The following is a 22300-nucleotide window of genomic DNA, read 5'->3' on the forward strand; positions in this document are numbered from 1 at the left end:
AAATAATAAATTTATTTTTATCAATGCAGGAGGAACTATTATGTTAGAAGCATATACTATTAAAAATATGTACGATTTAAATGAAACTATAGCAGCAGATCTTTTTGAGGGAGCTACATACCCTTGGGAAGTTCTCTCTAAGATCAAGGACTTCATAGCTGAGCTTGGTCCAAAGCTTCCTAAGGACAAGTTCGAGCAAAGAGGAGAGCATGTATGGGTAGCTAAGAGTGCTACAGTATTTGACTCAGCATATCTTGGAGACTATTGTATCATCGATGAAGATGCTGAAGTCCGCCAGTGCGCTTTCATTAGAGGTAATGCTATCGTGGGCAAGGGAGCTGTAGTAGGCAACTCTACTGAGCTTAAGAACGTAGTTCTTTTTAACAAGGTTCAGGTTCCTCATTACAACTATGTTGGAGACTCTGTCCTTGGAAACTACGCACATATGGGCGCAGGTTCTATCACATCCAATGTTAAGAGTGACAAGAAGCTTGTTGTAGTCAAGGATACAGCATCTGATGATAAGTGCGAGACAGGTCTTAAGAAGTTTGGTGCTATGCTGGGCGATCATGTAGAAGTTGGCTGTAACAGCGTACTTAACCCAGGTACCTGCATCGGAAGATGGTCCAATATCTATCCTACAAGCTGCGTGCGTGGATGCATTCCGGATCATCATATCTACAAGAATCAGGACAACATCGTGCCCAAGCATGACTAATACTATCTGCCTTGGTGACGATATGAGATATTAGGCAGTATTTATGCATAGCTTATATTTGTAATGTATAAAAAGCTGTTAAAAAAATATCATTCCCCATTGAAATTAAAGAGATTATATGCAAAAATAGGATTGGTGCTTGGCAGACACCAATCTATTTTTTTATTCGGTAGTAAGTAATGAAAGTTACTTTACAATACGAAAGGAGATTTTACATGATTTACTCAACAGAGGTAAAAAACATGTGCCCTGTAACTCAAGGGGTACACCATGGCGCAGCTCCCATTCCGGAAGAGGCTAAGTGGGTTAAGTCAAAAGAAATAAAGGACATCTCAGGCTATACACATGGTATCGGCTGGTGTGCTCCTCAGCAGGGCTGCTGTAAGCTTTCCCTTAATGTTAAGGAAGGTATCATTCAGGAGGCACTTGTAGAGACTATCGGATGTTCAGGTATGACACATTCTGCAGCTATGGCTTCAGAAATTCTTCCTGGCCTTACAGTTCTTGAAGCTCTTAACACAGACCTTGTTTGTGATGCTATTAATACAGCTATGAGAGAGCTCTTCCTTCAGATCGTTTATGGTAGATCACAGTCTGCATTCTCTGAAGACGGACTTCAGATTGGTGCAGGTCTTGAAGACCTTGGTAAGGGTAACCGTTCAATGGTTGGTACAACATACGGTACTCTTGAGAAGGGACCTCGTTACCTTGAGCTCACAGATGGTTACATTACAGATATCGCTCTTGATGAGAACGATGAGATCATCGGATACAAGTATGTTAACTTTGGTAAGATGATGGACTTCATCAAAGCTGGTGATGATGCCAACACAGCTCTTGAGAAGGCTAAAGGACAGTATGGACGTGTTGCTGATGCAGTTCGTTGCATTGATCCTAGACACGAGTAATTATAGGTAAGGAGGAATATAATAATGGCTTTATTTGAATCATATGAAAGAAGAGAGCCCCAGATCCTGGCTTGCCTTAAGGAGTATGGAATCTCTTCAATAGAAGAATGTAGAGATATTTGCATGAATGCTGGTATCGATGTTTACAAGCTCATCGAAGGCATTCAGCCAATTTGTTTTGAGAACGCTAAGTGGGCTTACACAGTAGGTGCTGCTATCGCTATCAAGAAGAACTGCCGTAAGGCTGCTGATGCTGCTGCTGCAATCGGTATCGGTCTTCAGGCTTTCTGTATCCCTGGATCAGTTGCTGATCGTCGTAAGGTAGGTCTTGGCCATGGTAACCTTGGTAAGATGCTCCTTGAAGAGGACACAGAGTGCTTCGCATTCCTTGCTGGTCACGAGTCATTCGCAGCAGCTGAGGGTGCTATCGGTATCGCTGAGAAGGCTAACAAGGTTCGTCAGAAACCTCTCCGCGTTATCCTTAACGGTCTTGGAAAAGACGCTGCACAGATCATTTCTCGTATCAACGGTTTCACATATGTAGAGACTGAGTACGATTACTACACAGGTGAGGTTAAGGAAGTATTCAGAAAGTGCTACTCTAAGGATGCTAACTCTCCTCGTGCAAAGGTTAACTGCTACGGCGCTAACGACGTACAGGAAGGCGTTGCTATCATGTGGAAGGAGAACGTTGACGTATCTATCACAGGTAACTCAACTAACCCTACAAGATTCCAGCACCCAGTTGCAGGTACATACAAGAAAGAGCGTATTGAAGCTGGTAAGAAGTACTTCTCAGTAGCTTCAGGTGGTGGTACAGGTCGTACACTTCACCCAGATAACATGGCTGCAGGTCCTGCTTCCTATGGTATGACAGATACTATGGGTCGTATGCACTCAGACGCTCAGTTCGCAGGTTCATCTTCAGTTCCTGCTCACGTTGAGATGATGGGTCTTATCGGCGCTGGTAACAACCCTATGGTTGGTATGACTGTTTCTACAGCTGTATCTATCGAAGAGGCTGCAAAGGCTGGTAAGTTCTAATTATCACGCATAATTGTAAGTAATGAAGGCCGTCACACTGTTTTGGTGTGGCGGCTTTTTTGGGCATAAGCGAGGTACGTTGCCGGAAAATTCCTTGGGCTGGCTGTTTATAAATGGTTTATTATTATATTTGTTTGGAGGAGATACGCAATGACTTATCAGGTAAGAGAATCAGCTGGATTTAAGATTTTTGATATTGTAGGAATGATGATCATCGGAGGCTTTTCTATTGGAGGATACGGTTTTATTTTAAAATATCTAGTATTGGAATCAGCTGTGGAATATGCGATATTTGCAGGAATCAGCATCGCCTTTTTTGCGTTTATTTTATATTGTTTGTATCAATCTCTTTCCGATAAGAGAGTGGCAGTGACTGTTAATGAAAGGGATAGGTATTTTATCATCCAAAGGACTTTAGGAGCGCCTGAAACAGTATATGCCAATGAGATTACTGCCTGGTATGCCGATGTAATAACATATTTATCAAAAGGCGGTTTTAAGACCACCGATTGTATTACCATCAGTTATCTAGGTAGGAAGGTCAAAATCCCATATTATTTTGATAATTATGCAAGACTGGTCAATTCCCTTAAAAGGCTTGCAGGAAATCAGGCTCAGGGAGCACCAATAGATGAGAGCAAACTAATTACTGACAGTGCTATAGATTTTCTTGTAAGACAGCTCGATCCTGCAAAAACTTATGATTTTAACATAACTTATGTAACTGACTGTGCTTTTATAGGATTCAGACCTGATCATCATAAGGCTACAGCCTTGTTATACAGGCAGAATGGCAGAACTCTTCAGGAGTCATTCTTTACTTATCTTTGTTCACGTTTCGACGAGTGGGATGAAGATCTGGCAAGACAGCTAAGAGAGGTGAATTTTAATATCCGTCCTGTAAATGGTGGCTTTCCTGAGATGATCAGCTATGAGTCGCCAAAGGCAAGAAAGAAAAAAAGAGATGTTCAGGAACATGCTGAGGGGCTGTATTATTACCTTTTACAAAATCTTGGAGAGCCGGTTGGAATGTATGAAAATGCTGAACCCTTAAGTCAATATGCCGGAAAGCTTTTGGGAGAGGAACTCTTACATGACGAAGTTGAGCATTTGTATTTTGTAGTATTTGATCAGTATATCCTTTGTATAGTTATGGCTGTTGACAACGATTGAACTGGTTTTTATTAGGAATTCAAACTTTTCACTCGCGACATGAGGTTAATTATGACATAATTGAAAATCTTGCAGGAAGAAGCTAATTTCATAAAAAACTTAATGCATATTTGTATACACAAAAACATACATAAATATTGCATTTACCTATATACATAAAAAACAATGTAGGTGTAGAATAAATCTGGCATTTGACCGATATAGATATGAGAACATGTTATATACTGTAGCAATTAGTATTATTAATGCTGGTATACATGGCATTTATTATCCGGTCAGCCAAGATTATCCTTTAAGAGGTATACATACTATGTTGCGTAAAAAATTAGCATCAAGAGAAGTTCTTCAGTTTAAGCGTAGTGATATATGGAGGATAATTCTATGTATCTGCGCCGGAATACTTATGTCAGTCAACCTTCGTACATTCGTTTATACAGGAAATCTTCTTCCGGGAGGTTTTGCAGGACTTACACTCCTTCTACAGGCTATCTTCCATAAGTTCCTTGGAATAACAGTTCCATACGGCGTTATTTATTTCCTCATGAACTCAGTACCGATAGTTATTGCTTTTAAATTTATAGGCAAGAAGTTTACTCTCTATTCATGTATTACAATACTTTTAGTAACGTTCTTAACTGATATAATACCTGTCTATGCCATAACCTATGATGTGCTTCTTATCAGTATCTTTGGAGGACTCATCAACGGATTTGCAATCACCTTGTGTCTTAAGGCTGATGCGACAACAGGTGGAACAGATTTTATAGCTATAGCGATATCTGAAAGATTCGGTATAGATTCTTTTAACTATATTCTGTTCTTTAATGCGATAATCCTTACAATAGATGGTTATATCTTTGGATGGGACAAAGCGCTGTATTCGATCATCTTCCAGTTCTCATCTACACAGGTAATACATATCTTATACAAAAGGTATAAGAAGAATACGCTCCTTATCGTCACCCAGAAGCCCAAAGAGATCGCCGATATGATTTATGAGCTTACAGGCCACGGTGCTACAGATATTGAAGCTTACGGATCCTATCAGAATGCGGACAGGACGATAGTCTATTCGGTTGTATCAAGTGATGAGCTTAGAACAGTAGTGTCAGAGATACTTGACATAGATCCCGATGCTTTCCTTAATGTTATCAAGACAGAACAGCTTAGCGGTAAGTTCCATCTTCATCCTAATGATTAAAAAAACACCACACTCCCAATCATCACGGGAATGTGGTGTTTTTTATCAAATAAATGATTTTATGAATATTTCCAATCCGATTGCAATAAGTATTCCGCCTCCAAGGAAGTTGGCATATTTGTGGAGCTTGCATCCGAAGATCTTTCCAAGCTTTACACCTATCATGCAGATTATGAAGGTTACAACTGCTATGACAAGTGAACTTGCAAATGCTCTTATAGTGCTATAGTTTGCTATTGCAAATCCAACAGAGAGAGCATCTATAGAGGTTGCGATTCCCTGGATTATCAGTGTCTTAGTGCTTATTTTCTTTTCCCCTTTTGAAAGGGCTTCTTCCTTTTGCTCTTTGGCATTATCTTCGCCTTTGATTCCATCTACTATCATCTGGATTCCGATGTATAGAAGGAGTAGAAGAGCAATCCACGGGATAAATTTCTGGAATGATACGAAGGCTTCCTGTATTGTGTGTACACACAGCCATCCGATCATTGGCATTGCGAACTGGAAGAAGGCATATATGCCGGCCATCTTGGCATGCCTTGAACTTGACATGTTTGGCTCTTTGAGCCCGTTTGCAATGCTCACAGAAAAAGCGTCCATAGCAAGACCGATGCCAAGGCCTATACTAAGGATTAAGAATTCGATTATCATAGTCTGTACCTGCCTGTTATTTGATTTTTGATGTTGGAACATATAAATGAGGTAGGTGTCAAAAGTTCCTTTTGACACCATATGACTACCGGATTGTTCCGTTTCTTCGAAACTCTCACAATCCTCAAACATTCGCAAATCCGCACTACGTGCTACTTTGCTCATGTTTGGCGGGTCATAAATTCATATTCGATTTCGAGCAAGCTCGAATCGAAATGACTTTTGACCCTTACGTCATATAAATGCGTTCATACATATCTGATAGTGATGATACATCTACATGTCCTTATTACATTGCTGCAATGTGTGCTGATGTGACTTTGATGCACATAAAAAACGAGACACATGTAAAACCCCCATAGTTTATATGAAAGTTTTACATGAGTCTCGCAATTTAAAATAAGCCAGGTTCTTGCCAAACCAGTATGTTGACTTATTACGTATCAAAATCACGCTTGCTACTCCCTCATGGAGCATACAAAAACAAGACTTAAATTTTCATCTAAGTCTTGTTTACTTTAACATAGTTATTAGGTTGTGACAAGTGTTATTTCGATATTACTTGCCGATCATCTTGAGAAGCTCTGACTTTGGCTTAGCGCCAACGCTCTTGTCTACGATGTCGCCACCTTTAAAGAATCCGATTGTAGGGATAGACATTACGCCGTACTTAGCAGCAAGATCCTGCTCATCATCAACATTGATCTTACCAACCTTGATATCGTCGTTCTCTTCTGCAATCTGATCTACAACAGGTGCCATCATCTTGCAAGGTCCGCACCAGTCTGCGTAGAAGTCTACAAGAACAGGCTTGTCAGAATTAAGTACTTCTGCTTCGAAGTTATCAGATGTAAGCTGTATTATTGCCATAAAAATTCTCCTTTTTTAAATAGAAAAAATAATATTATTGGTTTCACACAATCATATTATAAACTGAAAAACGAAAAAAAGATACAGCAAAATTAAATTTCACACAATTTTAATAACTCTCTTGATGAAAATAGCAATATTTAATAAAGTACTGTGTTATAATGCTAGCGTGATATAATTAGTATATAACATATCTTGGATTGTGATTTTTGGTTTGAAAATGAAACATTTTTCAAACTTTTAGCGTAAGAGCTAAAAATTCATCATGCTGTCTATTATTATCCTGTAACGCCATGAATATCATAGTAAGACTATTGTACTTACTATTATGCCATGCACTTATTTCATTTTAGATGAACAAGACTTCTCAAAAGGTCAAGAAGAGTGGTAAGTGAAGTTATATGTAAGGAGGGCTATGTATAAAGATAAGGGAAAAGAACCAATAATAAAGAATCAAGATAATCTAAATAATAAAAATGATACCAATAATAAAAGCGATATAAATAATAAAAACAAGGCTCATAAAAAGTCACTGGATGAGTCTTTAAAGGTAAAGATCAATCCCAAAGGAAAGGCAAACAGAAACGCCCAGAACAGTGTGAACAGAATAGCCGCAATTGCTATTTTTACCCTGCTTCAGATTGTGGTACTGGGACTTATGCTGTATGAATTTAGTAATTACAGTATCTATTTTCAGATTGGATTTGGCGTTCTCTCGATCATAATCGTTCTGACTATATACGGGAGACATACCAATTCTGCCAACAAGATGCCATGGATGATATTCATAATGTGCGTTCCTGTGTTTGGCATACTTCTGTATCTTCTTATGGGCCGACCTGGTGTAACAGCTAAGGCCAAAAAGCGTTTTGAAGAGATTGACTCCAAGATCCTTCCTTATCTCAAGCCTAGAAGGAGCATTCTTAATTCTCTTGAAATAAGTGATCCTAATATAGCTTCAAGAGTCAAATATGTGGAAGACTATGGTCACTTCCCGGTATATAAGAATACTGACGTAGTCTATTTTGATGATGCGAGGAAGGGAATTGAAGATCAGGTAAGAGAACTGGAGAAGGCCAGAAGCTTTATCTTTATGGAGTATTATGCGATTCAGGATACAGACACCTTTGAGCCGATCAAGGAAGTATTGGCAAGGAAAGCTGCCGAGGGACTTGAAGTTCGCGTTATCTATGATGATATAGGAAGCGGAGGCTTTATTAATAGCGGATTTATAAAGAGGATGGAAGATCTTGGCATCAAGTGCCGTGTGTTCAATCACGTAAGTCCTTTTTTCCAGGTTATTATGAACAACCGTGATCACAGGAAGATAACCGTTATAGATGGAAAAGTTGGATATACAGGCGGATATAATATTGCAGATCTTTATACACATAGGATCGAGCCGCATGGATTCTGGAAGGACACAGGTGTCAGGCTTACAGGAGACGGGGTGGTGACGCTTACAGCTCTTTTCCTTGAGATGTGGAATGCAGTTAAGGCCAACGATATTGATGACAATGATCTTTCAATCTTTTTTCCAAGGGTGTCTTACACAGCTGTGGAGAAGGACTGCTTCGTGCAGCCTTTTGCAGATACGCCGCTGGATGAGGAGCTTCTGGGAGAGAATGTCTATATGGGGATGCTCCAGACTGCAAGGAAGTATTGCTGGTTTGTGACCCCGTACCTTGTTATAACTGATGAGCTGTGCCGCGAATTCGAGATTGCGGTTAAGAGGGGCGTTGATGTCAGGATCATAACCCCGGGCATTCCTGATAAAAAAGTTGTATACGCGATCACAAGGTCTTATTACAATGAGCTTGCAAGAAATGGTGTCAGGATCTTCGAATACACGCCGGGATTCTGTCATGCCAAGATGTGCATAGCTGATGGGCAGTGCGCGGCTGTCGGGACGCTTAATCTTGACTTTAGATCCTTGTATCTGCACTTTGAAGATGGCGTATATCTATACAATTGTAAAGCTATAAATGATATAGAAGAGGACTTTAAGGAGATGTTTAAAGTCAGCACCGAAGTTACAGACAAGTATCATTCGCATAGAAGTGTGCCGCTTCGTATAAGTCAGTGCGCTCTGAGAATCGTGGCACCGCTTGTGTGATAATGGAAAATACAGGCTTAGGTAAGGAAAGATAGTTTTGGCAAAAAAGTTAAGTGAAGACAAAAGAAATATAGTTTTAAACGGTAATATATATCAGGCTGTGCTGATGCTGGCAGTGCCTGTAATGATCAACAGTTTTATTCAGTCTCTTTATAATCTGACAGATACATACTGGCTGGGAGTTCTGGGAACAGAGTACCAGTCTGCGATCACGCTTGTATCGCCTTTTCAGTCTATATTACAGAATTTTGGATCCGGTATCACCGTGGCAGGTTCTATACTTATAGCTCAGTACCTTGGTGCGCACAATGACAGGGAAGCTTCGAATATGGCGGATCATGTCTGCATTTCGACACTTATTTTCTCGGTAATATGCGCGATATTATGTTTTATCATATCTCCGCCTCTTGTGGGATGGCTTGGTGCTACAGGGCTTCAATATGACTATTCACTTATTTATATCAGGATCGTCATTCTGGATATGCCTCTTTTGTACATGATCAATATCTATTCGTCGGTGCATCAGGCTCAGGGCGATTCTGTGCGCCCTATGCTTTTAAATCTTATAGGAGCGGTGGTCAATCTTATAATGGACCCGCTTCTTATGGTAGTCCTTCATTTTGGTATCGCAGGTGCTGCTTTTGCAACCCTTTTTGCAAAGCTTCCGGGAGCACTTATAGCTCTATATACTCTTACAAGAGAAGGACAGGTCATCACTCTTCATTTTAAGGGATTTAGATTCCAGAAAGAAAAGCTCCTTAGCATAGTGAGGATAGGTCTTCCTACAGCGATAGGCCACAGCACTATGCAGTTTGGCTTCCTACTTATGAGTAGAAGTGTACAGGCCTATGGCATGATTGCAACGACGGCTTATGGTATAGGCAATAAGATCAACTCCATAATAACTCTTCCTAATAACGGAATAGGCTCAGCTATCAGTACCATAGTAGGTCTCAATATAGGAGCAGGTGACAAAAAGAGGGCTGACAGTGGCTTTAGGATAGCTCTTAAGATGGCTTTTGTATATCTGCTTATTGCAGGACTTATCCTTTCAAGGCGCCCTATAGCTGAGTTTATGGTCAGAACTCTTACATCAGATGACCAGGTTGTAGCTCTTGCTACAGACTTTTTGTGTCTGATGGCTTTCTGGTGTTTTACCAATGCTTTTTATAATGTGACTATGGGACTTTTCCAAGGAAGTGGTCATACTCTTGTGACTATGATAGTAGATGCATCAAGGTTGTGGATATTTAGATTTGCAACACTTTTTATCTGTCAGCATGTGTTTGACATGGGCGTTGAGTCTGTATGGTACTCTGTAGTTATATCCAATGCAAGCTCGGCAGTTATCCTCTTTGCCTTATATCTGACAGGCCTTTGGAAAAAAGATGTTATCAAAGCGCGATAAACTGATATAATGATAATGATATAGCGTATAGGGGGTGCTATAAAAAAGGAGATGTACGTTTCGATAGCCGCAGTATAACTGTAGTTGTTTTTGGGGACTTTTTTATCTGCAAATCTTGGACCTTGAAAATTTTTTCCAAATAATAAAAAAGTTGTGACGTTTATATATGACGCTCCGTCTTACTGTATGTAAGGGCTTAATAATATAAATGTCCTGTTTGCAGGTTGCAAGGTTATACTGATAAGTTCAGCAGCTTAGATTAAAGAGTTAACAGGCCGTTTATCGTAACGTGTTGAAAAAAGTTTACCCATAGGGTGAGGAGGATTATTATGAAGAAAAAAAGTTTAAGCTTTATCGGAACAGTGGCATTATCGTTTTCACTGCTGTTATCGGGCTGCGGAAGCTCATCAGACAGCTCGTCCTATAATGCAAAGTCCGCAGGGGGCGATGCCTACTATGCGACGGAGAATGCTAATTATGAAGTTGCAATGTCAGAAGACTATGCTGATGGCGGAGCTGAAGGCGATGTAGAAGCAGAAACTGATGTGGAAGTAGATGAGTCATCGCAGGCTACTGACAGGAAGCTTATCACTACAGTCAATATCAATTCTGAGACATTAAGCTTTGATGAGACTATATCCTGGATAGAAGCAAGGACTCTGGAGCTTGGCGGATACGTTGAGAGCAGCAGCATATCTGTAAGTGGCAGTTATTACTATAGTGACAGATATGTGGATCTTCATACTGCAGACTATGTAATCCGTATACCTGAGCAGAAGCTTGAAGGATTCCTTACAGATGTTGATTCTAAGACCAATATCACATATAAGAGCAAGAACGTAGAAGATGTAACTCTTACATATACTGATATAGTAGCTCATCAGGAGGCGCTTGAGACAGAGAAAGAGGCTCTTGAAAAGCTTATGGAGAAGGCTGAGAACATGGAAGATATCATCACTATCCAGACTGAGCTAACAGATGTTCAGTACCAGATTGATTCCATCAAATCCCAGCTCCGTGTATATGATAACAAGATTGATTACAGCACTATCAATATAAGCATTAAAGAAGTTGAGCCTGATAATCTCACTATTACTGAGAAGAAGACTGTTTTCCAGAGGATAGGCGACGGCTTTATGTCAAGCCTTAAAGGAACAGGTAACTTCCTCGTTGAGCTGTTCATAATCATCGTTGTCAACATTCCACAGCTTATACTTCTTGCAGCTATAATCATTGTTATAGTACTTATCGCTAAAAAAAGTATGAAGTCATCTAAAGAGAATAAGTCCAAGAAGAGATCGGGAGTTTTTAGTCGCAAAGATATAATCGATCCTATTGACGCGGTTAATAGTCAGGAAGGTGACAATTACCAGAATGACAGCGATGGTCAGAAGGATAAGAAATAAAGATAAGAATAAGCGATTTAGTTGTTCTTAGTAGAAAGATATTCTTGATTTGGAATGCAGATTGATACAGAGGAAAGGCGACAGATGGAAGAGAAAAGATCGTCCCGTGACATTGTTACAGCTCGCATTACCGAAATGATACTAACAGGCCAGCTCAAGCCTGATGACCAGCTCCCTCCTGAAAGGGAGCTGGCTCAAAGTATGGGCATCAGTAGAAAGCTTTGTTCGGATATAATAAAAGAACTTGAAAGAAGAGGACTTCTTGTCGTAGTGCCGCGGCAGGGAGTCTTTGTCAATGATTTTAGACATAATGGCAATATCTATACCCTTGAGGCTCTTATGAATGTGCAGTTCGAACTTCAGCCCCAGGAGATCCGATCGCTTCTTGAATTCAGATGGGCTATGGAACTACTTGCCTGTAAGCGTGTCATCGAGACTGCCAGTGACCAAGAGATAGCAGACCTTGGCCATATGCTTGATAAAGTGCTGGATTCAGGTTCTGCAGAGGAAGCGGCTTTATGTACCTACGAGTATTATCACAAGCTGGCAGTTCTAAGCGGCAATTCAATAATCCCAATGACTACACTTGGTTTTAAAACATCTACGATTAAGCTTTGGCAAAGGTATGTTAATAATTTTGGCATATCACAACTTTATAAGAGCCTTGCCCAGGTCTATTTTCATATCAGACAAAGGGATTTTGAGGGAGTCTTTAAACAGCTATCAAAATCCACAACTGAGACTATTAGCGGAGATTATAGTATCTATAAAGATCTGTGACCATCATGCATAAAGTGACGTAAAAAAGTACTTGAAATGCATTTTATTTTAGCGTTAAAATGTGTTCTTGTATTGCATAGTTATGTAATAGCTGACTTCTTATTTTTTCACAACACATCATATGTGTATAAAAAGTTATTCCGTAGGTATTGGTACAACTAAACAGGTAGGAGATTCTTATATGAACAAGATAGGTTTTGACAATGACAAGTATCTTAAAATGCAGAGTGAGCAGATTCGCAAGCGTATAAGCGAGTTTGGCGGCAAGCTTTATATGGAATTTGGTGGTAAGCTTTTTGATGATTTCCACGCTTCCAGAGTACTTCCCGGCTTTCATCCTGACAGTAAGATCACTATGTTAAAAGAACTTAAGGATCAGGCTGAGATCGTTATTGCTATCAACGCTGCAGATATCGAGAAGAACAAAGTAAGAGGCGATCTTGGTATCACTTATGATATGGACCTTTTAAGACTTGCTGATGCATTCCGCGAGGAAGGTCTGTATGTTGGATCTGTTGTTCTTACAAGATTTGCAGAGCAGCCTTCTGCCATAGCTTATGAGAAAAAACTCAAAGCACTTGGTCTTAAAGTATACAGACACTATCCTATTGAGAATTATCCTTCTGATATATCACTTATCGTTAGTGACGAAGGTTTTGGTAGAAACGATTATATCGAAACAACTCATCCACTTGTTGTCATCACAGCTCCGGGACCAGGAAGCGGCAAGATGGCTACATGCCTGTCACAGCTCTATCATGAGAACAAGAGAGGTGTGAAGGCCGGATATGCCAAGTTCGAGACATTCCCTATCTGGAATCTTGCTCTTAATCACCCTGTAAACCTTGCATATGAGGCAGCAACAGCTGACCTTGATGATGTTAACATGATAGATCCTTTCCATCTTGAAGCTTATGGTGAGACTACAGTTAACTACAATCGTGACATAGAGGTATTCCCTGTACTTAATGCTATGTTTGAGAAGATCTCCGGAAGTTCACCATACAAGTCTCCTACAGACATGGGAGTAAATATGGCAGGCAAGTGCATCTTTGATGATGAGGCTGTATCAGCAGCTGCTAATCAGGAGATCATCAGAAGATACTATCAGGCTCTTTGCGAATATCGTAAAGGTAATGCCGGAATGGAACCTGTCCGCATCATAGAGCTTCTTATGAATAAGGCAGGAATCTCACCTGCTGACAGACCTGTTGTTGCAGCAGCTAATCTTAAAGCAGAGCAGACCGGCGGCCCGGCAGCAGCTATGGAACTTCCTAATGGCAAGATCCTTACTGGTAAGACATCTGTTCTACTTGGAGCATCTTCAGCTCTTCTTATCAATGCGCTTAAAGAGCTGGCAGGAATAGAAGACAGTGTAGAACTGATCCCGCCGGATTTCATCGAGCCTATCATGAAGCTCAAGAGTGACTGCCTTGGAGATCATTCTTCACTTCTTCACCTTAATGAGATTCTTATCGCGCTGTCAGTGACAGCTGTTAATAATGAGAATGCAAGAAAAGCTCTTGAGCATATCCCGGATCTTAAGGGATGCGAAGCACACAGCTCAGTTATCCTGTCACAGGTTGATGAGACTGTATTCAAGAAGCTTGGTGTGAACCTTACATGCGAAGCGCATTACGAGAGCCAGAAGCTCTATCATAAATAAATGAAATAGCTAGTCTTGGGGGATTCCTGGGACTGACAGTTTATAAATGATTTTAGTGTCTCAAAAGTATTAAAATTCAAGGCTTGATATATGTGCTTTTATATTCTGGGATCCAAACTCGCTTCGCTCAAACATGTGGATCCCAAACAGAATATAAAAACCCATCTATCAAACTCTTGAATTTGATAATACTTTTGAAGACACTAAAATCATTTATAAACTGCCAGCCCCAGGAATCTGCAAGATTTAGATGTATTTGAGGTTGGAATATGCTGGTACATAATGAAGAAGACTTTAAATATATAATGCAGGATTTTGAGAAGTACTATATCGGAGCCAGATACAGCTATGATGAGCTTATGACTTCAGGTTTTGTACCTTTCAAATTCAAAACTATAATTGAAAAGTATATAGCTAAGGATATTGATAAGAACGCAACGCTTGAAAGCCACTTTTATTTCATGACTGATGAGGGATTCGACTATAGAGTCTGCAGACAGCTCCGAATTAGGCTTAGGTGCTCGGTTCTGAGCAGGCCTCACGTTGATGGGGTGGAAGATAAGTATACTGAAAAAATATATCCTATAGATAAGCTTGTGAAGTTATCTTCACAGGATAAGATGGATAAGGGGCTTGTGATAAGAGAACTTATACTTGGTAAGTTGTCTCTTTTGATGTTCCAGGTGTAAAGCTTTTGCAATATTATAAACTGGTGATAGTAATAGGATAACGAAACTTTGTTTGATGTAGTGGAAGCTATGTCGGATGAAGTTTCTTTTTGATTAAGATATGCTAAAACTTATACAGCTAGTCCAATTGAAATGTGTACTGCAAAATGCTATATTGTAACTATAAAATAGTTGCAAGAGGAATTGCTGTGCCAAAAAAAATCCAAATTACTAGAAAAATTGTTATCAAAACCTGCACCAACAAGTTTTACAATCAGGGAACTTGATACACTCATGAAATAGTGCGGTTGTGAAAAGTTTGAGGGTGGAAGAGGATCTGGAATAGGTTACTATCATATTGAAACCAAACGCATCATTCAATTTGATGGACCACACCCAGGCAATGAGCTATACAGGTATCATGTAAAGATGATTATAGCGTTTTTAAAGGAAGTAGGTGAGATTGGATGATAAGTTCGTTGATGGAATATAATGGATATCACGCAAAGGTAGAATTTGATCAGGAAGATCAGATTTTTATTGGACACGTTCTTGGAATAAATGACTCTTTAAATTTTCATGGAGAGTCAGTAAAAGAGCTTACTCAGTCCATGCATGACTGTATAGATAATTATCTTGATTACTGTCAAAAGATTGGAAAAGAACCTGAACGTGAATATAAAGGGACTTTCAATGTAAGAATTAAACCAGAGCAGCATAAGAAAATTGCATTGTATGCTGCTAATGAAGGAATCACTATAAATCAGTTTGTTTCAAGAGCTATTGATGATGAGCTGAATGTTCTTGAAGGCTAAACGATTTGGCGATGTTATAATAAAACATCAGAAGTATGACGATTAATATAAATAAAAGCGGCGATCAGATAGCGCAAAAACGATATTTGATTGCCGTTTTTTAGAAGTTGCAAACAAGTCTCTTTCATGCTAACATTTTAGTGTTCTTAAAGTTCTGAAAATATCTGAGGCATATCTGCCAGACATTTCAGCATTTAAGATTAAATGTTTAGCATAAAAAATGCTAAAATTATTGACAACCGGCAGGATATACCCTAAAATAAATCATGTGATCAATGTGGCGGGAGATGATTTTATCGCATTATCACTGGATTTCATTAGTTATATCATTAGTACATAGAATTACAGTCATGCAATTCTAAATATGTATAGGATGCGTTTTTTGATCCTGTACATAGAAGTACATCCTATATTTTTTTCAAAATATTAAAATATCTGCCGGAGAGGAGAGATCTCTTTTTACGAGGGGTCGTGCGCATCTGCGCAGGAAAGGAAAACATGGAAAGAGAAGAAAAACAAAAAGCACTTGAGGCTGCCCTTGGACAGATTGAAAAGCAATATGGTAAAGGCGCAGTTATGAAACTGGGTGACCCTACTAATCAGATGAGTGTTGAGACAACACCTACAGGTTCCCTTAGTCTTGATATTGCACTTGGACTTGGAGGAATTCCTAAAGGACGTATCGTAGAGATATACGGACCGGAATCTTCAGGTAAGACAACAGTTACACTTCATATGATTGCAGAGATTCAGAAGAGAGGCGGTATTGCAGGCTTCATCGATGCCGAGCACGCTCTTGATCCTGTATATGCAAGGAATATCGGAGTAGATATAGACAATCTTTATATTTCTCAGCCTGACAGTGGTGAGCAGGCTCTTGAGATCACAGAGACTATGGTTCGTTCCGGAGCCATTGATATTGTAGTAGTTGACTCTGTTGCAGCACTTGTACCTAAGGCGGAGATTGACGGTGAGATGGGTGATTCACATGTAGGTCTTCAGGCAAGGCTTATGTCTCAGGCTCTTCGTAAGCTTACAGCTGTTATCAGCAAGTCTAACTGTACAGTAGTATTCATCAACCAGCTTCGTGAGAAGGTTGGTATCATGTTTGGTAATCCTGAGACTACTACAGGTGGTAGAGCTCTTAAGTTCTATTCATCAGTACGTCTTGATGTACGCCGTACAGATTCTATCAAGGTTGGCGGTGAAGTTGTAGGTAACCACACTAAGGTCAAGGTCGTTAAGAACAAGATCGCTCCGCCATTCAAGACAGCTGAGTTCGATATCATGTTCGGTAAGGGAATATCTCAGTCCGGTGATATCCTTGATCTTGCTGCTAATATCGATATTGTCAACAAGTCAGGTGCATGGTATCAGTACAATGGCGAGAAGATAGGTCAGGGCCGTGAGAATGCCAAGGCTTACCTTGAAGAGCATCCTGAGATCATGGCTGAGATCGAAGGCAGGGTTCGCGAGTTCTATAACCTTCCTTTAGATGAGTTCTCTAAGGCACAGGCTGCTAAGGCTACAGAAGCTGAAGCTGATGAGACTGCCAAGAAGAGTTCTAAGAAGAAGGCAGAAGCTTAAACAGAGTATTCAAAATTTACAGTGGCGGTCCGTGACATAGATCCGGGTCGCTACTTTTAAATTCGAGGCATGAGGTTATTATGATCATCACTTCTATCAAAGAATATGACAAGAAAAGAAGCCAGATATATATAGACGGAGAGAAAGCCTTTCTCCTGTATAAAGGAGAGATCCGTAAGTATAAGCTTGAGCAGGATAAGGAGATAGACCAGATAACTTATGACGTTATTGTAAGGGAAGTCCTTGGAAAAAGGGCAATCCTTAGAGCTATGAACCTTTTGCAAAAGCGCGACTATACTGAATATAAGCTTAGAGAGAAACTGGGTGACGGAGGCTATCCTGATTCGTGTATAGAAGATGCCATTGATTATGTTAAGAGTTACAAGTATCTGGATGATAGAAGATATGCCTCTGATTATGCAAGATATTATAAGGAATCCCGAAGCCGTAAACGTATAGAGCAGGATCTTATTCAAAAAGGAATTAATAGAGATCTGATAGCCGAAGTAATGGAAGAGGAATACGACACAGAAGATGAAGATATAGAACTTGAGCAGATCCGTCATCTTCTTATCAAGAAACACTATTCTCCTTCGATGGATTATAAAGATAAACAAAAGATCATGGCTTTCTTGTACCGAAAAGGATACAGCACAGAACTGATCTACAAAGCTATGGATATGGATTAAGATAGATATGCAAAAAGCCCCTTGGCATCAAGCCAAGGGGCTTTTTGAGATCTTGTGCTGGTGCAGGTAATATAAACATCCCGCTTTGATGATGCTGTACCGCTATGGTGAATAGCTGATTAATAATTATTGTTTAAGATTTGATTTAAGTTCGATTTAGGAAAGGCCCATATAATCGTGTTCAAAGGAGAGCGAGTATATGCAAGGTAGACATGAAATCAAACACAGTATCAGCTTGACTGATTACTACGTCCTAAGGCAAAGACTCAGAGCCGTTCTAAAACAGGACAAACATGTAGGGCCTACGGGCTGCTATATGATAAGGAGTCTGTACTTTGACTCGTATGATGACAGAGCTTTGAAAGAGAAGCTCGATGGCGTTAGAGACAGAGATAAATATCGTATCCGTTTCTACAATAACAATACATCAGTCATTCATCTTGAGAAAAAAAGCAAACGCGTAGATATCGGATTTAAGCAATCGGCATCACTTACTTCCAATGAATGCCAAAGGATTGTTAATAACGATTTTGAATGGATGAAAGATCATGATCATCCGCTTGTAAGAGAACTATATCGCGGTATGAAAAATGACGGACTAAGACCCAAGACAATAGTTGATTATACAAGAGATCCATTCACATATCCGGCAGGTAACGTTCGGGTGACACTTGATCATCATATTAGGAGCGGCCTTCGCTGTACGGATTTTCTAAATCCGGATTGTGTGACAATCCCTGTTGCACCTGATGTGATAATACTGGAAGTAAAATGGGACAATTTTCTTCCTGACATAGTAAGGCAGATAGTTCAGGTTGAAGATACAAGAGCTACAGCATTTTCAAAATATGCTATATGCAGGGTTTTTGAATAATGCAGTTTGAAAGCCTGAAAGTATATTTTTAGTAGTGTGTAATAACATGACGTAAGGGTCAAAAGTCATTTCGATTCGAGCTTGCTCGAAATCGAATATGAATTTATGACCCGCCAAACATGAGCAAAGTAGCACGTAGTGCGGATTTGCGAATGTTTGAGGGCGCAAGACATCCGGGGGATGTCTGCTTTGCGCCGACCGGAGTGGAACGTAGATGTGAGAGTTTCGAAGAAACGGAACAATCCGGTAGTCATATGGTGTCAAAAGGAACTTTTGACACCTACCTCATAACATCGAATAATTCATGAATCAAAGGAGATAGTAAAATGACATTCAGTGATATCTTTAAATCAAGCTTTTTGGAAAATGTAACATCGGTAAGTATCTTGGATATGGTAATCGCCCTGGTTCTGGCATTTGGAATTGGCGTATTTATCTTTTTTATCTACAAAAAGACATTCCAGGGGGTTATGTACTCTCCAAGCTTTGGCGTAACTCTTATAGCACTTACAATGATCTCAACACTTGTAATTCTGGCAGTAACATCTAATGTAGTTCTTTCACTAGGTATGGTCGGTGCGTTATCTATCGTTCGTTTCAGGACTGCGATCAAGGATCCGCTTGATATAGCATTTTTGTTCTGGTCTATAGCAGTAGGTATCGTACTTGCAGCAGGAATGATTCCACTTGCAGTATTTGGAAGTCTTATCATCGGCCTTATCCTTGTACTTTTTGTAAATCGTAAGACTTATGTAAAACCTTATATCATAGTGGTTACTCTTGATGATGCTATCGCCGAAAAAAATGTTATGGAATATATCAAGTCTAATGCAGATAAGCTTATCTTAAAGGGTAAGACAGCTCGTAAGGGCAATATCGAACTTACATATGAAGTAAGGCTCAATTCTGAGGATACAGCTTTTGTAACAGCTCTTAGCGATAAGCCTCATGTAGAAAGTGCAGTACTTGTAAGCTATAACGGCGAGTATCAGTAATAAAAAATCAAAATATAGCGGCAATAGAGTTATTATATCCGATTTAGAGGTGCCTCTATTGCCGATATTAATTGAAACATAAGTTTAGAATCAAAACAGATAGGAGCTGGAAAATTATGTCTTTTAGTAAACATACAAATTTGATTTGTATCATAATTACTATCCTGACTGTTCTTCTGACTGCCTTATTTATGAATGCCGAGAGATTGGGCGTAAGCGTAGTTACTTCTGATGTGTCGGCAGATGAAGAGGGTATTTTTTCAGATAGAGATCTTGATCCGTCCTATACGGAAGCGACAGCTGTATATATAGACCTTAGTGATATTGATGGATATACAAGCGGCGGTGCATATGAGCTTGATGGAGATCTGTATATAGTTACAGCTGGTACCTATGTACTTAGCGGAGAACTTGAGAATCAGCAGGTGATCGTAAATGCATCAGATGCCAAGGTTCAGATTGTTCTTGACGGCGCTACTATAACCAATGACTCTCTGCCGGGAATATATGTAGCGGCAGCTGACAAGGTATTCATAACACTTGAAGAAGGGTCAGATAATGTAGTGTCATCGTATGATCTTAGCTCAGAAGCTGCAATAGCAGCAGACGTAGATGCGGCGATATTCGCTTCTTGTGATCTTACAATAAATGGATCAGGTTCTCTTACTGTAGCTGCAGAAGGCGGTCATGGTATAAAGAGTAAGGATGATCTGGTAATAACAGGAGGATCGATCACTGTTACAGCAGATGACAATGCACTTCTTGGCAAAGACTCGGTTCGTATATGTGATGGTACCTTCAATCTGACATCGGGTAATGATGGCATTAAAGCCAATAACACTTCGGATGAAGACAAGGGATATGTGACTATAACAGGCGGCGACTTCACGATAGTAGCTGATCATGACGGAATATCTGCAGTTACGGATGTAAATATATCCGGCGGAAGCTTCGATATTACAACCGGCGGCGGATATGAAAATGGGGCTTCGCATACTGATGAGATGGCAATGGGCGGCATGAGAGGCCAGATGCAAGGTATGGGCAGTACAGATGGACAGATGCAGAATGCCGGAAGTTGGTCATCTGATGAAGATACTGAAGATGCAGATAGTGAAGTAACAGAAGACGAGATGTCTGATATGAGCGGTGAGATGCCGCAGGCAGGCGGAGAAGCACCTGATATGAGCGGTGAAATGCCGCAGGCAGGCGGTGATGCACCTGATATGAGCGTCGAGATGCCGCAGGCAGGTGGTGATACACTTGATATGAGTGGTGAAGATGCCGCAGGAGAAGGCGATGGATCATCTGGCGCAGATGCGGCGATTGAACCAGGTACCTCGGAAGTGGCAGATACAGCAGGTACAGATACAAATTCAGCAGATATAGAAACAGCGGATACAGAAACAACAGATTCAGACACTACAAGTGATGATACAACAGAAGAATCAGATAGCTATAAAGGTATCAAAGCCGGCAATAGCATCACTATATCCGGTGGAACCTTTACTATTAACAGTAGTGATGATGCAATCCACAGTGATGGAGATGTTCTCATATCCGATGGCGATATCACTATATCTACAGGTGATGATGGCATACATGCAGAGAATCAGGTAGATATTGAAAACGGTACTATAGTAATAGAGACAAGCTATGAAGGCATAGAAGGTTATTATATCTATATCTACGACGGTGACGTAAGTGTAACAGCTACTGATGATGGTATGAACGCCGGAGGCGGCTCTGATACATCGACTATGATGATGGGCGGTGCAGGCATGGGCGGCATGGGTGGCCGTGGCATGAACGCAGGTTCCGGTGCTCAGATGGCCCCTAATACAGATGGAACAGCTATGCAGAATGGGTCTCAGAGCACAGATGTTACAACAGATCAGAATGTATCGCAGGATGCAGATACTTCAACAGAACAGGATGCAGATGGTGCAACTGACCAGAATGCATCACAGGGTGCAGATGCTACAACTGACCAGAATGCATCACAGGGTACAGATGCTACAACTGATCAGAATATGCCAGAAGGTGCAATGCCTAGTGGAAATACTGAAGAAGCAGCTGGTAGCAGTGACGCTGATACTACTAATACTACAACAACTACTACTCAGATCCAGTGTCTGGCGATCTATGGTGGCAATATATATGTCAATGCAGCAGGCGATGGTCTTGATTCCAACGGAGACCTTATCATCTATGGCGGCAACGTGATCGTAGACGGACCTGAGAATGGCGGCAATGCAGCACTTGATTCCGGAACTGAGAGCGGCGGCGAACTGATCGTCAATGGCGGAACAGTTATAGCTCTTGGAAGCACCGGAATGATAGAAGCATTCTCAGATAACTCTGAGCAGAATTCATTTATAGTTACTATCGAAAACGGCTATGAATCAGGAGATACTATAACGATAACAGATGCAGAAGGCACTGTGATCTACGAATACACAGCTGCAAAGAGCGGTAATGCAGTGATATTCAGTAGTGAACAGCTTACCATTGGGGAGACCTATACTGTTACGGTTAATGAAGAGACACAAGAGATAACACTTGATTCAGTATGTTCTGGGGATGCATCTTCTACAGGATCATCCATGGGCGCTCCCATGGGAGGCGGAATGGGCTCTCGAAACGGCGGACAGATGGGAACCCAGCAAAGCTCAGGCGAATCTCAAAGCGATAATTAAGGCTATTTATAAATGACTTTCGCAAAATAAGT

General features: G+C 40.4%; 19 protein-coding genes. 17 read left to right on the forward strand and 2 right to left on the reverse strand.

The annotated features are described in order from the left end of the window. Positions 1 to 40: 40 nt before the first annotated feature. From BMX21_RS05510 to BMX21_RS05530, 5 genes are all read left to right on the forward strand, one after another. Positions 41 to 718, forward strand: a complete 678-nt coding sequence (locus BMX21_RS05510) for an LbetaH domain-containing protein (protein ID WP_022752909.1) — start codon at positions 41 to 43, stop codon at positions 716 to 718. A gap of 215 nt (positions 719 to 933) precedes the next feature. After that, positions 934 to 1626 (forward strand): iron-sulfur cluster assembly scaffold protein, encoded by a 693-nt coding sequence (locus tag BMX21_RS05515; protein ID WP_022757072.1) that lies wholly within the window; start codon positions 934 to 936, stop codon positions 1624 to 1626. Positions 1627 to 1650: 24 nt separating this feature from the next. Then, the gene (locus tag BMX21_RS05520; protein WP_092042193.1) at positions 1651 to 2670 is read left to right on the forward strand and encodes a GGGtGRT protein; all 1020 of its coding nucleotides are present in this window, start codon (positions 1651 to 1653) and stop codon (positions 2668 to 2670) included. Positions 2671 to 2820: 150 nt separating this feature from the next. Further along, on the forward strand, positions 2821 to 3843 hold the full coding sequence (locus BMX21_RS05525) for a hypothetical protein (RefSeq protein ID WP_092042196.1): 1023 nt from the start codon (positions 2821 to 2823) through the stop codon (positions 3841 to 3843). Between the two features lie 310 nt (positions 3844 to 4153). Continuing rightward, positions 4154 to 5044, forward strand: coding sequence for a YitT family protein (locus BMX21_RS05530; RefSeq protein WP_022752913.1), 891 nt, complete (start codon positions 4154 to 4156; stop codon positions 5042 to 5044). 45 nt (positions 5045 to 5089) lie between these two features. Here BMX21_RS05530 and BMX21_RS05535 read toward each other — a convergent pair whose 3' ends face one another. Continuing rightward, complete coding sequence (locus BMX21_RS05535; RefSeq protein WP_092042198.1) at positions 5090 to 5695, reverse strand: manganese efflux pump MntP; 606 nt, start codon at positions 5693 to 5695, stop codon at positions 5090 to 5092. A gap of 558 nt (positions 5696 to 6253) precedes the next feature. Continuing rightward, complete coding sequence (gene trxA / locus BMX21_RS05540; RefSeq protein WP_022752915.1) at positions 6254 to 6565, reverse strand: thioredoxin; 312 nt, start codon at positions 6563 to 6565, stop codon at positions 6254 to 6256. A gap of 415 nt (positions 6566 to 6980) precedes the next feature. On the opposite strand from trxA, the gene cls reads away from it, so the two are divergent. The 12 genes from cls to BMX21_RS05605 all read left to right on the forward strand — a co-directional run bounded on the left by cls (position 6981) and on the right by BMX21_RS05605 (position 22268). Further along, positions 6981 to 8681 (forward strand): cardiolipin synthase, encoded by a 1701-nt coding sequence (gene cls / locus BMX21_RS05545; protein WP_092042200.1) that lies wholly within the window; start codon positions 6981 to 6983, stop codon positions 8679 to 8681. Between the two features lie 37 nt (positions 8682 to 8718). Beyond that, positions 8719 to 10089 carry an MATE family efflux transporter gene (locus tag BMX21_RS05550; RefSeq protein ID WP_092042202.1) on the forward strand — a complete coding sequence of 457 codons (1371 nt, stop codon included), beginning with the start codon at positions 8719 to 8721 and terminating at the stop codon, positions 10087 to 10089. A gap of 329 nt (positions 10090 to 10418) precedes the next feature. Next, positions 10419 to 11495, forward strand: a complete 1077-nt coding sequence (locus tag BMX21_RS05555; protein ID WP_092042204.1) for a DUF4349 domain-containing protein — start codon at positions 10419 to 10421, stop codon at positions 11493 to 11495. Between the two features lie 84 nt (positions 11496 to 11579). Then, entirely contained in the window at positions 11580 to 12275 is a 696-nt protein-coding gene (locus tag BMX21_RS05560) for a FadR/GntR family transcriptional regulator (protein ID WP_177173939.1), read from the forward strand. A gap of 181 nt (positions 12276 to 12456) precedes the next feature. Continuing rightward, positions 12457 to 13941 (forward strand): DUF1846 domain-containing protein, encoded by a 1485-nt coding sequence (locus tag BMX21_RS05565; RefSeq protein WP_092042210.1) that lies wholly within the window; start codon positions 12457 to 12459, stop codon positions 13939 to 13941. Between the two features lie 269 nt (positions 13942 to 14210). Beyond that, a complete protein-coding gene (locus tag BMX21_RS05570) occupies positions 14211 to 14630 on the forward strand; it encodes a hypothetical protein (protein WP_027206221.1) in 420 nt (139 codons plus the stop codon). A gap of 461 nt (positions 14631 to 15091) precedes the next feature. Beyond that, positions 15092 to 15424, forward strand: coding sequence for a type II toxin-antitoxin system HicB family antitoxin (locus tag BMX21_RS05580; RefSeq protein ID WP_242829121.1), 333 nt, complete (start codon positions 15092 to 15094; stop codon positions 15422 to 15424). A 498-nt stretch (positions 15425 to 15922) separates the two neighbouring features. Continuing rightward, a complete protein-coding gene (gene recA, locus BMX21_RS05585) occupies positions 15923 to 17011 on the forward strand; it encodes a recombinase RecA (protein ID WP_022752923.1) in 1089 nt (362 codons plus the stop codon). 80 nt (positions 17012 to 17091) lie between these two features. Further along, positions 17092 to 17700 carry a regulatory protein RecX gene (locus BMX21_RS05590; protein WP_092042213.1) on the forward strand — a complete coding sequence of 203 codons (609 nt, stop codon included), beginning with the start codon at positions 17092 to 17094 and terminating at the stop codon, positions 17698 to 17700. A gap of 199 nt (positions 17701 to 17899) precedes the next feature. After that, on the forward strand, positions 17900 to 18574 hold the full coding sequence (locus tag BMX21_RS05595) for a polyphosphate polymerase domain-containing protein (RefSeq protein WP_092042216.1): 675 nt from the start codon (positions 17900 to 17902) through the stop codon (positions 18572 to 18574). 326 nt (positions 18575 to 18900) lie between these two features. Next, a complete protein-coding gene (locus tag BMX21_RS05600; protein WP_022752926.1) occupies positions 18901 to 19569 on the forward strand; it encodes a DUF4956 domain-containing protein in 669 nt (222 codons plus the stop codon). Between the two features lie 116 nt (positions 19570 to 19685). Further along, a complete protein-coding gene (locus BMX21_RS05605; protein ID WP_092042219.1) occupies positions 19686 to 22268 on the forward strand; it encodes a carbohydrate-binding domain-containing protein in 2583 nt (860 codons plus the stop codon). Positions 22269 to 22300 lie beyond the last annotated feature (32 nt).

This window comes from Butyrivibrio sp. TB, from assembly GCF_900110805.1.
In the GTDB taxonomy this organism is placed as follows: domain Bacteria; phylum Bacillota; class Clostridia; order Lachnospirales; family Lachnospiraceae; genus Butyrivibrio; species Butyrivibrio fibrisolvens_C.

Bases quoted from the DNA above. Each gene is read 5' to 3' on its own strand.
- BMX21_RS05510 (WP_022752909.1), top strand. From the start codon at position 41: ATGTTAGAAGCATATACTATTAAAAATATGTACGATTTAAATGAAACT.
- BMX21_RS05515 (WP_022757072.1), top strand. From the start codon at position 934: ATGATTTACTCAACAGAGGTAAAAAACATGTGCCCTGTAACTCAAGGG.
- BMX21_RS05520 (WP_092042193.1), top strand. From the start codon at position 1,651: ATGGCTTTATTTGAATCATATGAAAGAAGAGAGCCCCAGATCCTGGCT.
- BMX21_RS05525 (WP_092042196.1), top strand. From the start codon at position 2,821: ATGACTTATCAGGTAAGAGAATCAGCTGGATTTAAGATTTTTGATATT.
- BMX21_RS05530 (WP_022752913.1), top strand. From the start codon at position 4,154: ATGTTGCGTAAAAAATTAGCATCAAGAGAAGTTCTTCAGTTTAAGCGT.
- BMX21_RS05535 (WP_092042198.1), bottom strand. From the start codon at position 5,695: ATGATAATCGAATTCTTAATCCTTAGTATAGGCCTTGGCATCGGTCTT.
- trxA (WP_022752915.1), bottom strand. From the start codon at position 6,565: ATGGCAATAATACAGCTTACATCTGATAACTTCGAAGCAGAAGTACTT.
- cls (WP_092042200.1), top strand. From the start codon at position 6,981: ATGTATAAAGATAAGGGAAAAGAACCAATAATAAAGAATCAAGATAAT.
- BMX21_RS05555 (WP_092042204.1), top strand. From the start codon at position 10,419: ATGAAGAAAAAAAGTTTAAGCTTTATCGGAACAGTGGCATTATCGTTT.
- BMX21_RS05560 (WP_177173939.1), top strand. From the start codon at position 11,580: ATGGAAGAGAAAAGATCGTCCCGTGACATTGTTACAGCTCGCATTACC.
- BMX21_RS05565 (WP_092042210.1), top strand. From the start codon at position 12,457: ATGAACAAGATAGGTTTTGACAATGACAAGTATCTTAAAATGCAGAGT.
- BMX21_RS05570 (WP_027206221.1), top strand. From the start codon at position 14,211: ATGCTGGTACATAATGAAGAAGACTTTAAATATATAATGCAGGATTTT.
- BMX21_RS05580 (WP_242829121.1), top strand. From the start codon at position 15,092: ATGGAATATAATGGATATCACGCAAAGGTAGAATTTGATCAGGAAGAT.
- recA (WP_022752923.1), top strand. From the start codon at position 15,923: ATGGAAAGAGAAGAAAAACAAAAAGCACTTGAGGCTGCCCTTGGACAG.
- BMX21_RS05590 (WP_092042213.1), top strand. From the start codon at position 17,092: ATGATCATCACTTCTATCAAAGAATATGACAAGAAAAGAAGCCAGATA.
- BMX21_RS05595 (WP_092042216.1), top strand. From the start codon at position 17,900: ATGCAAGGTAGACATGAAATCAAACACAGTATCAGCTTGACTGATTAC.
- BMX21_RS05600 (WP_022752926.1), top strand. From the start codon at position 18,901: ATGACATTCAGTGATATCTTTAAATCAAGCTTTTTGGAAAATGTAACA.
- BMX21_RS05605 (WP_092042219.1), top strand. From the start codon at position 19,686: ATGTCTTTTAGTAAACATACAAATTTGATTTGTATCATAATTACTATC.